Annotated in this window: 11 protein-coding genes; 1 reads left to right on the forward strand and 10 read right to left on the reverse strand. The window is 37.1% G+C overall.

Annotated elements, in window-relative coordinates; all coding sequences use genetic code 11:
• Positions 1 to 2: 2 nt before the first annotated feature.
• Positions 3 to 761: a molybdopterin-binding protein gene (locus tag H3R28_RS01530; protein ID WP_198209188.1), complete on the reverse strand. Its 759-nt coding sequence runs from the start codon at positions 759 to 761 to the stop codon at positions 3 to 5.
• Positions 762 to 962: 201 nt separating this feature from the next.
• Here H3R28_RS01530 and H3R28_RS01535 point away from each other — a divergent pair, with 201 nt between their 5' ends.
• A complete protein-coding gene (locus H3R28_RS01535) occupies positions 963 to 1,874 on the forward strand; it encodes an SMP-30/gluconolactonase/LRE family protein (protein WP_198209186.1) in 912 nt (303 codons plus the stop codon).
• On the opposite strand, the gene H3R28_RS01540 is transcribed toward H3R28_RS01535, so the two are convergent.
• The 9 genes from H3R28_RS01540 to H3R28_RS01580 all read right to left on the reverse strand — a co-directional run bounded on the left by H3R28_RS01540 (position 1,863) and on the right by H3R28_RS01580 (position 12,069).
• Positions 1,863 to 2,870 (reverse strand): bifunctional GNAT family N-acetyltransferase/(deoxy)nucleoside triphosphate pyrophosphohydrolase, encoded by a 1,008-nt coding sequence (locus tag H3R28_RS01540; RefSeq protein ID WP_198209184.1) that lies wholly within the window; start codon positions 2,868 to 2,870, stop codon positions 1,863 to 1,865. The two genes, H3R28_RS01535 and H3R28_RS01540, sit on opposite strands and share 12 nt — an antisense overlap.
• Before the next feature lie 63 nt (positions 2,871 to 2,933).
• Entirely contained in the window at positions 2,934 to 3,683 is a 750-nt protein-coding gene (locus tag H3R28_RS01545; protein ID WP_198209182.1) for a TlyA family RNA methyltransferase, read from the reverse strand.
• A gap of 28 nt (positions 3,684 to 3,711) precedes the next feature.
• Positions 3,712 to 4,620, reverse strand: a complete 909-nt coding sequence (locus H3R28_RS01550; RefSeq protein WP_198209180.1) for a polyprenyl synthetase family protein — start codon at positions 4,618 to 4,620, stop codon at positions 3,712 to 3,714.
• 17 nt (positions 4,621 to 4,637) lie between these two features.
• Positions 4,638 to 4,868: an exodeoxyribonuclease VII small subunit gene (locus H3R28_RS01555; RefSeq protein WP_110438302.1), complete on the reverse strand. Its 231-nt coding sequence runs from the start codon at positions 4,866 to 4,868 to the stop codon at positions 4,638 to 4,640.
• Positions 4,869 to 4,969: 101 nt separating this feature from the next.
• A complete protein-coding gene (locus tag H3R28_RS01560; RefSeq protein WP_155565706.1) occupies positions 4,970 to 5,194 on the reverse strand; it encodes a sulfurtransferase TusA family protein in 225 nt (74 codons plus the stop codon).
• Between the two features lie 67 nt (positions 5,195 to 5,261).
• Positions 5,262 to 6,683 carry an amino acid permease gene (locus H3R28_RS01565; protein ID WP_198209178.1) on the reverse strand — a complete coding sequence of 474 codons (1,422 nt, stop codon included), beginning with the start codon at positions 6,681 to 6,683 and terminating at the stop codon, positions 5,262 to 5,264.
• 331 nt (positions 6,684 to 7,014) lie between these two features.
• Positions 7,015 to 8,832, reverse strand: coding sequence for an aspartate--tRNA ligase (gene aspS / locus H3R28_RS01570; protein WP_198209176.1), 1,818 nt, complete (start codon positions 8,830 to 8,832; stop codon positions 7,015 to 7,017).
• Positions 8,833 to 8,984: 152 nt separating this feature from the next.
• Positions 8,985 to 9,413 (reverse strand): Rrf2 family transcriptional regulator, encoded by a 429-nt coding sequence (locus tag H3R28_RS01575; protein ID WP_110438610.1) that lies wholly within the window; start codon positions 9,411 to 9,413, stop codon positions 8,985 to 8,987.
• A gap of 136 nt (positions 9,414 to 9,549) precedes the next feature.
• Entirely contained in the window at positions 9,550 to 12,069 is a 2,520-nt protein-coding gene (locus H3R28_RS01580; protein ID WP_232351180.1) for a ribonuclease E/G, read from the reverse strand.
• Positions 12,070 to 12,156 lie beyond the last annotated feature (87 nt).

Below are 12,156 nucleotides of genomic sequence, written 5' to 3' on the forward strand. Positions count from 1 at the left end.
GTTCAAATGGGCTCACCTTCGTGTGGGTCGTATCCCATCCGGATAAACAACTGATGGATTTGTTGAGCGGCACGCTGAACGGCATCTTGGTCCTGACCTTTGACAACCAATGCTATTCCATTTTGATCTTCATTTTTATAAAATGGATAGGATCCAATATCAAGGTTATGAAATTGATCCTGTATATGTGCTAGATCATGTGCAATTTTGCCTTCAGAGGCATGAAAAGCGTAACAGCTTTTTGAAACAATTGGCTTGCCATGGTGTAAGGTGGGCAATATTTGATCAAACATTGCACGCATGATTTGGGGAACGCCAGCCATAACATATACATTGTTGATTACATATCCCGGCGCTACGGATACAGAATTGGGAATGGGCGTAGCCCCTAGTGGGAAACGAGCCATTTTTCTATGGGCGTCATTATATTTTTCCTTGCCAATATGTTCTTCCAATAATCGGGATATTTCTGGATGAATTGGATTGGGTACACCAAACGCCTCTGCTATAGCCTCGGAAGTTATATCATCATGGGTAGGACCGATTCCCCCTGTAGAAAACACATAATCATATGCAGCACGTAATTCATTAACTGTTTTGATGATTATTTTTTGATCATCAGGAATGATACGGGTTTCTATGAGTTTAATTCCGGAACAGGTTAATCCTTTCGCAATATAATTTATATTCACGTCTTGGGTACGGCCTGAAAGAATTTCATTTCCGATAACCATAATTGAAGCAGTTGGATTTAGAGTCATTTTACAAAAGTCCAATTGTTAAAACAGTTACAATATTTAAGTATTGAAAAATTACAGAGAATTATATTTAAAATTAAGAATTGTTTAAGAAAATTCCAAAGTAAATGTTTAGTATAAACAGTTTTATGTTAAAATAATTATTATTGCAAATATTGAATTTTTTTTGTTTAATTTAAAAAGCCTTTCAAAAAGGGGTTTATAATGATTACAATTAATTCGTCATGTCCATCCGCCATTTGGGAGACCCAATCAGAATTGGGGGAGGGGGTTATGTGGAATGCCTCTGAAAAAGCGGTTTATTTTGTTGATATTGAGGGCAAAAAAATTCATCAATACCGCTTAAATGACAATCAGAAGAAAAGCTGGAATACTCACAAGAAACCTACATTTTTTTTTCCAACCAATCGATCTGTTTATTTATGCGGTATGGAAGACGGTTTATATTGGTTTAGCCTATTTAATGGCAGTGTGACGTTATTTTATCCCTTAGAGGAAAAATTTCCAAATAATCGAATTAATGATGGATATATTGATGCCAAAGGTCAACTTTGGTTTGGATCAATGGATGAAAAAGAAAAAAAATTAACAGGATCCCTCTATTTGTTAAAATGGGATCAGGCTAAACCTTATGTAATAAGGCAGGATAGGGAATATGCGGTACTTAATGGGCCTGTAATTGATGAAGACAAACAGATCCTATATTGCAGTCATTCCAATGCACATGAAATTTTTTCGTTTGATATTGAAGATGGACAAAAACTTGCAAACAAACGACTTTTTGTAAAAGAAATGGAAGGATATCCTGATGGCATGGCGCTTGATTGCGAGAACAATCTGTGGGTTTGTCTTTATCAAGGACATAAAATAAATGTCTATTCCTCTGATGGACATAAATTGAAATCAATAGATTTTCCTTGTCCGAATTTAACCAAAATAGCTTTTGGTGGTAATGATTTAAAAACGGCTTTTGTTACATCGGCACGTGCCAAAATATCAAAAAAAGATCTTGAAAAATATCCAAAAGCTGGTGCCTTATTCACTTTTGACAATAATATCACTGGAAAAAGGCAGAATATTTTTCATATTCCTGACGAGGTAAGATTAGAAGAGTAAATCCTTCAAGAGTGGAATAAATGGTTTGTCAGCCTCCAAGACAAGATAATGGTCAAGCTCATTGGCGGTAACCCATGCAAGTTGCTGTTTTTCTCTTGGTATGGGGTCATTTTTCCAACGATGACATACATATAATGGCATCAATAAATGAAAATCCTGATACTCATGGGATGCGAAAGTGAATGGGGCGAGACAGCTTTTAGAAATATCGACATTTATTTCTTCTTTCAATTCTCGAATCAATGCTGTTTCAGGTGTTTCCCCGGGTTCAACTTTTCCGCCTGGAAATTCCCACATTCCTGCCATTGATTTTCCCTCCGGACGACGGGCGAGTAAAAGCCTACCTTCAATATCAATAAGTGCGGCGGCTACAACTAACAATATTTTTTTTTCTTTTGATGTATAAATATTTTGATTGGGTGTGAGATTGTTGGGACAAATATCTTCCCGTTGTAAAAGGAAATATGAGACGGGTTGTTCAACAGCACGAGCTAAAAATTTCTCCTTGCCCTGACCATAGGGTTGAAAATCACATTTTTTCAAAACCGCTATAGAGGCAATATTGTCATCAGCGGCAGTGGCATGAATGTAATTGATATTTAGATTGGCTAACGCCCAATTTGTTAAGCGTTTCAAGGCTCGGGTAGCGATATTATTACCCCAGTATCTCTGAGCAACCCAATATCCTATTTTGGCAGATTGTTCTGCCATATTCAGGGTTAAACCTATACAACCTACAACTGTGTCCGGATTGGTTTGTGTATCGATAATTGAAAAGTGATAGGATTGTCCTGCCTTGATTTGCTGAAGGGTGGCTTCAAACCATTTTTCCAATAATTCTTGTGAGTAAGGAAATGGCACGTCACTCAGCATTTTTGCAATATTCCAATCATTAATATGATTATGTATGCTTTTGATATCCTTTTTTTGGATCAATCGTAAAAGATATTGATCAATTTGTAAGGTTGGAATGGATAAATGCTGATGTATAACCATTTATAAACACTTTGATTCAAAAAATTAACTTTAAATAATATAAGGGAAAAGTTGTTTTATGATTTACGGGGATTCTTTACGTGCGGCTATTAGAAATTCCTTATTGCCTTCAGGGCCGGTAATGGGACTAGTCTCAATTCCCAATACTTGCCAGTTGGGCAGATTTTGCCACCAATTATTAATGTCCTGGCAAATTTTTGTATGAATCTCAGGATCGCGGACAACTCCTTTTGATCCAATATGTTTGCGTCCAGCTTCAAATTGGGGTTTGATCAACGCCATTGCCCATCCGCCAGTTTGACACAGGGATAAGGCGGCAGGTAAAATTGTTTTTAGACTAATAAAGCTTGCATCACAGACGATGACTTGAATGGGATCCGGAATTATTTCTGATGTAAGATAGCGGGCATTACACTTTTCTTTCACAATCACGCGTGTATTCTGACGTATTTTCCATGCCAATTGTCCATGCCCAACATCGACTGCGTATACCTTATTCGCTTCATTCGTTAATAAAACATCGGTAAACCCTCCTGTGGAGACCCCGATATCAAGGCAATTTAACCCTCTGGGTGATAAATTGAATGATTTCAATCCATGATCCAGTTTTAGACCACCACGCGATACCCAAGGATGTTCTTGATTTTTAATGGTAAGTTCAATGGTTTCAGATACGATATCCCCTGCCTTTTGAATTCGACGATCTTTCGTAAAAACCAGCCCCGCCATAATCAAGGCCTGCGCTTTTGTACGACTTTCAACCATGCCTCTTTCAAAGAGAAGTATATCGACGCGTTTTTTAGTGTTAGCCATTATTGAATGGGTAAATGTTTATTGTAAATCAATTTCTTCTGGTAATAACATAATTTGCCAAAGCGCGTAAATTATCGGCGGCGGATCCGAAAGGTTCTAAATGACGGATAGCTTTACTGATAAGTCTGTTTGCTTCCTTTTTTGCATCTTCAATTCCAAGCAAAGAAACGAATGTTGATTTTCCTGAGGCATTATCCTTACCGGCTGTTTTACCAAGTTCCTCTGCACTTGCCGTGGCATCAAGAATGTCATCAGCGATCTGGAAAGCTGTTCCCAAATCTCGACCATAGCTGATGATATGATTGCGCAAGTCGGTATTTGCCTGGCCTAAAATGGCTCCAGCTTCAGCGGAATAACAAATTAGGCGGCCTGTTTTCATGGCATGCAAATTGATTACCTCAGGAAGGGTCAGATGACGATTTTCACCTTCCATATCAATAACTTGTCCACCGACCATCCCATTGGATCCACTTGCTTCAGCAAGGGACTTAACCAGTTCAATACGAATATTCGGGTTTTCGCTGACATCTTCCCACGTTAAAATTTCGAAGGCTTTGGTTTGTAAAGCATCACCGGCAAGAATGGCAATCGCCTCACCGAATTTAATATGGGTGGAGGGTTTTCCCCGACGCAGATCATCATCATCCATTGCCGGTAAATCATCATGAATTAATGAATAGGCATGAAGCATTTCAACAGAAGCGCCCACATAAAGCGCGCTTTTCATTGGGATATTGAAGAGAGAAGCGACTTCTGTAACAAGATAACCCCTTAATCTTTTCCCCCCCCCAAGTACAGCGTAGCGCATTGCCTCAATCAGATTTGCCTCACCCCCCTTCATTCTGGGAAGAAATTTATCAAGTGTTGTTTCAAGGCTTTGGGCACGTGATGAAAGCGATTGATTAAGAGACTGATTTTGTGCTTCAACAGAAGTCATGGTAATTAACCCTAAATTTATTCAATAGTTTCAGTATCAAGGCTTTGGTTATCTTTTTCGACAATCATTTTTACCCGAGCCTCGGCTTCATTCAATTTTTTTTCACAATAACGTCGAAGTAAGGCACCGCGTTCATAAGATACGATGGCTTCTTCAAGTTTTTGTTGTCCAGTTTCCAAATTATGAACGATTTTTTCCAATTCATTCAATGCATCCTCAAATGAAAGGGAAGAGAGATCATCTGTCATGTTGAACTTCCAACAAGTTTATATCTGATAAATATTATTTCTTTATACCTCTTTTGAAAAAAGAAACCAATTTATAGATTTAAAAATTGTTTTGTGCAATTTTACTTTTTTTTAATTAGAAAAGATAAATTATTTCCCTGTTCTGAAAAAGCAATCAGTGAATGACCAGTTTTACGACAGAATTCATGAAAATCCTTGATTGTATGACGATCTGTCGCCAAGACACGTAAACAATCCCCAGGTTCAAGAGTTTGTAAAACCCGATTAGCCTTCAAAATAGGTAAGGGGCATCGCAACTCTTTGAGATCTAAAATAATTTCACCCATATCAAACCCTGTAACTATAAATTAAAAAATATTATCAGAATTATAAATATGAGCAAATTGATGAATTTTAAACCACAGATTTGATTTTATTGTATCGACACATAATGATTCGACAGATACTTATCAAAATTAAGGTAAGGCAGCTGAGTGTAATTTGATTTCGACTGTCATGATTAAAAAACATGGCAAGAATCACCATGGCAAACGACATGATTGTAAACCAGGATAGATAAGGGAAAAACCACATCTTAAATGTTAGTTTTTGTTTGGTTCGTTCCAATTTTGAGCGAATTACGATTTCAGATAAACCTATTGCAATATAGACAAACAGGATAATGGATCCAGCGCAGCTTAAAATATAAGTGAAAAAAACTTTTGGCGAAATTACCGAGAAAATCGAAATTATTATACCGATGATGGAGGCGGTAATAATTGCTCTTTTGGGAACGCCATTTTTATTGGTATGAATTAGCCATCTGGGTGCATCATTAAATTCTGCCAGCTCAAAGAGTGTACGGGAGGTTGCGTAAATAGATGAGTTTAAGCAAGAGAGAATAGCAATCAGGATGGTCATTGCCATAATATCCGAGGCATAAGGAATTTCAAGCTTTTGCAAAACCATTAGAAAAGGTGATATCCCCGGGATTACATAATTCCAGGGCAGGATAGAGACAATAATTCCAATTGAAATAACGTAAAAGGTGATAACTCGGAAAATAATTGTTTTACTGGCATAAGCGACATTCTCCGCAGGTTTATCGGATTCAGCTGCCGCTATGGTAGCCACTTCCGATCCAGTAACTGTAAATAGAATGGTTGGAATGATTGTGAAAACGGCAAGAATGCCTTTTGGAAAAAAGCTTTGGAAATGCCATATATTATTAATTTTTGTTGTGTAATATCCACCCAAATGGCTTATTGCTATACCGCCAAGAATAATAAAGGCCGTAATGGCTAGGATTTTAAGCAGGGCAAACCAGAATTCAAATTCACCATATCCCTTGACAGAAAATAGATTGGTTATCATCATGATAATAACCAATAAAGGTCCCAGAACCATAGTTGCCAGAAATGTGTATTGTTCGGGAATATGCATGTAATGTAGTAAAATAATTCCACCGGCTATGGCCTCGGCAGCAATGGCAGAAATCCAGAAAAGCCAATACCCCCATCCTAATATAAATGTAACATGATCGCCAAGTCCACGGCGGATATGATTGAGAAAGGAACCTGCCTCTGGTTTTTCAATAACCAATTCGCCAAGCATTCGCATAACAAAAAAAATGAGAAATCCAGTAATGACATAGGACAAAAGAACAGCAGGTCCTGTTTGCTTAATTGAGGCAGAGGCACCTACAAAAAGACCGGCCCCAATAATACCACCGATAGAGATCATGATAATATGGCGGCGTTGGAGGGTGTGTGCTAATTGCCCATCGGAATATGAAAGGACTGTTTTTTCTTGAGATTTTTTTTCTTGCAATGCCATTTTCCCATATTAAAATTTGTAGATTGATTTTGTAATAATAAAAGTTATGTAATATTTAATCCTGAAATAGGAGGTATAAAGGAATTTTAATTATCTTTAAAGATAGATAATTGTTATTATATTTCGCGATTTGAGTTTTTAAAGGTTGAGTATTATAAAGAATTAATCACGATAATGTTACTTATGTAATTTTGTTATAGATAAATTTCATTATTGATACCTAAATTTAGAACGTCTGAAATTTTTCAATAAAGTATCATTTCGAGATTTTCAACAATTTAATTGTTTCTAGCCACTCTATAAAATATATTGGAGTGGCTGAAATTATCATTTATTTTTTATCTGTTTCAACAGTTTCATTAGATTTTTTTACTGCCACTTTTGGTAAACTGATTGTCAAGGACAATTCTTTTAATCGTTCTGCAGAAATCGGGGCAGGCGCTTCCATCATTAAATCCTCACCTTGTTGATTTAATGGGAATAGAATGACCTCACGAATATTGGGTTCATCCATCAGAAGCATGACCATGCGATCAATACCAGGTGCGGCACCTCCATGAGGCGGAGCTCCATAACGGAATGCATTTAGCATACCACCAAAACGCTTTTCGACTTCTTCCTCTGGATATCCGGCAATTTCAAAGGCTTTGATCATGATGTCAGGTCGATGATTTCGAATTGCACCTGAAGAAAGTTCAATACCATTGCAGACGATATCATATTGATATGCATTAATTTCCAAAGGATTCTTGTTTATCAGTGCTTCAAGTCCACCCTGAGGCATGGAGAAGGGATTGTGAGAGAAATCAATCAATCCGGTTTCTTCATTGATTTCATACATAGGGAAATCAATAATCCAACAGAACCGGAAGGCGTTTTTCTCGATTAGATCAAGTTCTGTTGCAATTTTTGTTCGAACAGAACCGGAAAATTTAACCATATCAAGGCCTTGTCCAGCTACAAAGAAAACAGCATCGCCACTTTTTAAATGACAGGCCTGGCGGATCATTTCACAACGTTCTTCATCCAAATTTTTGGCAATTGGTCCTTTTGCCCCATTGTCTTCAAAGATGATGTATCCCAAACCACCCGCTTTCTCTTCTCTGGCCCATTTATTCAACTTATCAAAAAAAGAGCGGGGAAATGATCCTGCACCAGGAGCGGGAACAGCACGAACTTCTCCTCCTGCCTCAACAATTTTTGCAAAGAGACCAAAACTAGAATTTTTGAACGCTTCGGAAACATCAACAAGTTTTAAGGGGTTTCTTAAATCTGGTTTATCACTGCCATATTCTTTCATGGCTTGTTTATAGGGAATACGTTCAAAGGGTGCTGAACTTACAGTATGTGTAGGTGCAAATTCCTTGAAAATGCCCTCCATAACAGGTTCCAGCGTTTCAAAAACATCTTCTTGAGTGACGAAAGACATTTCAAAATCAAGTTGATAAAATTCTCCCGGAGAACGATCCGCACGTGCAGCCTCGTCACGGAAACAGGGGGCTATTTGGAAATAGCGGTCAAAACCAGCCACCATTGCAAGCTGTTTGAATTGTTGCGGTGCCTGTGGCAATGCATAAAATTTTCCAGGATGTAGACGGGCAGGAACCAGAAAATCCCTGGCACCTTCAGGTGAAGAAGCTGTCAGGATAGGAGTTTGAAATTCAGTGAAACCCTGTTCAATCATTCTATGGCGAAGGCTTGCAATAATGTTTGACCTTAACATCAGATTGCGATGAACCCGTTCTCGACGCAGATCGATATAACGATATTTTAAACGTAAATCTTCCGGATAGTTTTCGTTGCCAGTCACTTGAAAAGGCAATACGTCAGCTTCGGAAATAATTTCAAGATTTTCAGCCTGAATTTCAATTTGTCCTGTTGGCAGTTTTGGATTAACGGTTTCTCCTTCACGAGCGACAACCATACCTGTAATGCAAATAACGCTTTCCACTCTCAATCTTTCCGCAGTGTTCATCAAAGGTGAATTGGTGGGAATAACAATCTGGGTAATACCAAAATGGTCGCGCAAATCGATAAAAAGTAAACCCCCATGATCTCTTTTACTATGAATCCATCCAGAAAGCTTGACAGTTGATCCAACATCCTGGGATCTTAGAGCGGCACAATTATGAGTGCGGTAGCGATGCATTGATATATCCTGTTTAAATTAAAATAATTAATTTTTTGATTATAAAGTGATTAATCAATTGCTTTACACGTTTTTAAAAAATTATAAAAGGACATCATATAATTCTGTTGATTAATATGATAAAAAAAGTGAATATTTTGAGCTTTAGGTTTTCAGACTAGTTCAATATATTTCAAAATTGCTTCAAGTTGTTTTGGATTTTTAAAAAGATCGTTTAAAGAATATTGATTGAGTGTTTTATAAAAATTATTCATTGCCTCGATTAAAAATGCAGGCAGGTTGCAAGTACATTGAATAAGGCATTGATCGCATTTGACATAGGTTTCATCTTCTTCTGTATTGCGAATAATGTCCCCAAGTTTGATACTGCCAGCATCTTTGTTTAAAGTTAATCCTCCATTTCTTCCACGCAATGTTTTGATAAACCCTTGTTTACCCAATCTATGGACAATTTTCATTAGATGATTTTGTGAAATCGAATAACAAGTCGCAATTTCATGGATAGAACAAAGTCGATCATGATGAACATGTAAATAGATCAGGGTTCTTAACGCATAATCTGTATATCGGGAAAGTTGCATAATATGTTGATAACTTTTATTGTTTCGAATATGTATATTATATATACATTTACAAAAAGTTTGAATGAATTTTTGTTTTGGCATAATAATAAAGGCTTAAAAGTAATTCTTTTAAGCCTTTATAAAAAAACGAAAATTACCGTTTCCACCAGCCGGAACGTGGCGTTTTGGTCGGTGTGTCATCTATGACAATGGGCTGAATTAAGGGTTGTTCGTTATTTTCATCAGCTTCCTTGGTTTTTTTGGGTTTTCGAAGCGTTGTTTTTTTGGCTGTAGTTGTTTTACGTGCTCTGGTAGTTTTTTTGATCTTCGTTTCCTTTTCCTCTTTATTATCCGAATTATCCGATTTTTCCTCGGCTTCGTTTTCTTTTGACTCTTTTTTGCTTGATGCTCTTTTACGTGTCGTTTTGGTGGTGCCTGTGGATTTGGTGGTTTTAGTAGCCCGTCGACGTTTTGGAGCAGGTTTTTCCTCTTTTATTTCCAGATTATCTGAAGTTTCATCCTCTTTATTTACAGCGTCAGAATTATCAATAACTTGATTTATCAAAGTTTCAGTTTCTTCATGCTGATTCTGGCTTTTGTCAGCATCAATTTCAATTGAAACAAAGGTTGGAGTCACAGTTATTTCTTCAGGTTTTTCATTGATGACAGGTTCTGGTATGGGTTCAGCCTCAAGAATGGGAGTAAAGTCATTATTTTTTTGAGCCTTACCTTGTCCTCTTTTATAACGGTTACGACGGGAATGATGGGGTTGTTTTTTATCCCTGGAGTTACTGTATGTTTTTTTGTTTTCCTTATATTGTTCCGAATAAGAATCGAGATTTGTATCGTCTTGTTTATGCTCTATGGAGACAGAATTTTGACGTAATGCTTTTGATTCAGGTTTTAGATCAATAACTTTATTCTCTATCTCATCTTGTCTATAATCTGTTTTTGAATTTGTCTGATATTCAAGATAGGATTGGATTGGTATTTCCCTGACAAAAAGATTCTCCTGAACTACATTTGGTGTAGATTGAAGTATTTCATCATCAGGTTCCATATCAAGTGAGGAATCAGTTTTGCTTGAAAAACGGGCATTATGAGAGGACAGGGTTGAATCAATTGCAAATTCAATCTTGATTTTATATTTCTTTTCAATATCCGCCAGCCATTTGCGTTTTTGGTTGAGAATATTCAAGACAATTTCACCGGATGAAATGGAAACGGTTAAAATTCCTGGTTTGATTTTACGAGCTTCTTCATCAATCTGTCTGATGATTTGTAAAGAAATATTGGCGTCACTTCGAATAATACCTGTTCCATTACAAGCGGAACATGGAGTGAAGGCAAATTCAGCAATAGAGGGACGTAATCTTTGACGGGTCATTTCCAGTAAGCCAAAGGAGGAGATGGAACCGATCTGAATTCGTGCACGGTCTTTGTGAAGTAGAGATTTCAAACGACGTTCAACAATATAATTATGCTTCTTGTTTTCCATATCAATGAAATCGATAACGATTAATCCAGCCAGATCTCTCAACCTTAACTGGCGTGCAATTTCGTTGGCGGCTTCCTGATTGGTTCTCAATGCAGTTTCTTCAAGATCTTTTTCCTTGATTGAACGGCCTGAATTTACATCAATAGCAACCAAAGCCTCTGTTTGATTAATGACTAAATATCCCCCTGATTTTAGTTGGACAATCGGGGAAAGCATTTGATCAATCAAATTTTCAACCTTGTAATAAGAAAAAAGAGATTGTTTTTGATCTCTCCACAGATGAAGCTTATGTACATTTTGCGGCATCAATGCACGCATATAATCTCTCGCTTGAGACCAAGCATCCTCGCCATCTATCAAAATCTCATTAATATCTTGTGTATAATTATCACGTAATGTCAATTTCAATAAGTTAGAATCTTCATAAATAAGAGCTGGTGCAATCGACTTCATGGTTAGATTGCGTATTTCATCCCATAAGTGAAGCAGATATTCCCCATCTTTTAGTGTATCTGCTTTTGGGCATTGAGCCCCTGCAGTACGGATAATCATTCCCATATGTGATGGGATATTCAGTTCAGTGATAATATCCTTCAACCGTTTTCTTTCAGATGGTGAAGTGATTTTTCTAGAAATTCCGCCATTCCGTAAGGAATTTGGCATTAAAACACAATAGCGTCCTGCCAAAGATAGATAGGTTGTTAAAGCCGCGCCTTTATTTCCACGTTCTTCTTTTACCACTTGAACGAGGATAATTTGTCTTTTATGAATAACTTCCTGAATTTTATAGTTCTTGATTATGCTATTATGGGAATGAACCATGTCTTCATAATAGGAAGGCTGATCTGGATCCAATTCTTGATCCGGATTTGGTTCTTCCTCCATTTTATTTAATTCTTGGATTTCCAGCAGTTTTTTTCGGTCTGCAACGGGAATTTGATAATAATCAGGGTGAATTTCATTAAAAGCTAAAAAACCATGGCGATTTCCACCATAATCAACAAAAGCAGCCTGTAGACTGGGTTCAATTCTGATTACTTTAGCTAGGTAGATATTACCTTTTATTTGTTTCTTTGCTGAATTTTCAATATCATATCCCTCGATGTAATTGCCATCAAGGACCACGACGCGTGTTTCTTCTTTATAGCTGGCATCAATCAGCATTTTTTTATTCATGTTTTACTAATACTCCGGTGATTGTAGTCACAATCCATAGTTTTTTGAAGAAATGCTTTTTGTTGGAAACATGTTTTTAATTATCGT

This window comes from Commensalibacter sp. M0268, from assembly GCF_016101925.1.
Classification (GTDB): Bacteria; Pseudomonadota; Alphaproteobacteria; order Acetobacterales; family Acetobacteraceae; genus Commensalibacter; species Commensalibacter melissae.

Excerpts from the sequence above, each read along its gene's own strand:
- H3R28_RS01575 (WP_110438610.1), bottom strand. The coding sequence starts at position 9,413 with ATGCAACTTTCCCGATATACAGATTATGCGTTAAGAACCCTGATCTAT.
- aspS (WP_198209176.1), bottom strand. The coding sequence starts at position 8,832 with ATGCATCGCTACCGCACTCATAATTGTGCCGCTCTAAGATCCCAGGAT.
- H3R28_RS01580 (WP_232351180.1), bottom strand. The coding sequence starts at position 12,069 with ATGAATAAAAAAATGCTGATTGATGCCAGCTATAAAGAAGAAACACGC.
- H3R28_RS01540 (WP_198209184.1), bottom strand. The coding sequence starts at position 2,870 with ATGGTTATACATCAGCATTTATCCATTCCAACCTTACAAATTGATCAA.
- H3R28_RS01530 (WP_198209188.1), bottom strand. The coding sequence starts at position 761 with ATGACTCTAAATCCAACTGCTTCAATTATGGTTATCGGAAATGAAATT.
- H3R28_RS01565 (WP_198209178.1), bottom strand. The coding sequence starts at position 6,683 with ATGGCATTGCAAGAAAAAAAATCTCAAGAAAAAACAGTCCTTTCATAT.
- H3R28_RS01535 (WP_198209186.1), top strand. The coding sequence starts at position 963 with ATGATTACAATTAATTCGTCATGTCCATCCGCCATTTGGGAGACCCAA.
- H3R28_RS01560 (WP_155565706.1), bottom strand. The coding sequence starts at position 5,194 with ATGGGTGAAATTATTTTAGATCTCAAAGAGTTGCGATGCCCCTTACCT.
- H3R28_RS01550 (WP_198209180.1), bottom strand. The coding sequence starts at position 4,620 with ATGACTTCTGTTGAAGCACAAAATCAGTCTCTTAATCAATCGCTTTCA.
- H3R28_RS01555 (WP_110438302.1), bottom strand. The coding sequence starts at position 4,868 with ATGACAGATGATCTCTCTTCCCTTTCATTTGAGGATGCATTGAATGAA.
- H3R28_RS01545 (WP_198209182.1), bottom strand. The coding sequence starts at position 3,683 with ATGGCTAACACTAAAAAACGCGTCGATATACTTCTCTTTGAAAGAGGC.